The organism is Oleiphilus sp. HI0079 (assembly GCF_001635105.1).
Genome location: NZ_LWFT01000126.1, coordinates 1 through 760, shown reverse-complemented (window position 1 = coordinate 760; position 760 = coordinate 1). Strand labels below are relative to the sequence as shown.

Annotated in this window: 2 protein-coding genes; both read left to right on the top strand. The window is 44.7% G+C overall.

The genetic code is table 11. The features are described from left to right. The coding region (locus A3750_RS01955; protein ID WP_068547982.1) for a LemA family protein at positions 1-518 on the top strand (518 nt) is incomplete at its 5' end. 26 nt (positions 519-544) lie between these two features. Further along, positions 545-760, top strand: a 216-nt coding sequence (locus A3750_RS01950) for a hypothetical protein (RefSeq protein WP_197474800.1), incomplete at its 3' end; no start/stop codon positions are given.

The window sequence follows — 760 nt, the reverse complement described above, 5'->3', positions numbered from 1 at the left end:
TGGCGTATAAAAATCAGTATGAGAATGCATTCTCTCAAATCGAAGTGCAGCTCAAGCGGCGATATGACTTAATTCCTAATCTTGTTGAGGCAACTAAAGCCTATCTGACTCATGAGAAAGAAACGCTCGAAGCGGTGATTAGTGCACGAAATACGGCATTAGCGGGCTTGAAAGAAGCCTCTAAAAATCCAGCAAGTGCTTCTGCTTTGGGCAAGATTGCTTCTGGTGAGGGTATGTTGAAGTCGGCGCTTGGCGCACTCAATGTTGCAGTGGAGGCTTACCCTGAACTCAAAGCGAATCAAAATATCTCTGATTTAACTGAAGAGTTAACATCAACCGAGAACCGGGTTTCGTACTCTCGTCAGGCGTTCAATGATGCAGTGATGCAATTTAACGTTTATCGTCAAAGCTTCCCAAACAACTTTTTTGCACCCACTTTCGGGTTTCGAAGCGATGCTTCTCTTTTGGAGTTTGAGGACAGCGCTCAGATTCAACAGGCACCAAAAGTCAGCTTTTAGTCTTCACGGAGCCTTAAAGAGCAGCAATGAATTTCTATAAGGCTCAAGATTCAGCCCGAAAACAGAGCAAGCGGCTGGTTGTTCTGTTTTGTATTTCCGTCCTTACGCTCATCTTTCTTTCAAATCTATTATTTATTGCTTTCGCTTGGATCAGTGACTTCGGCAACATCGCAACGCTAAATCGTGTTGATGTCTCGAATGCGCCTCCGTTGCAAGCGGCCCTGATCATCATTGAGCGTTTC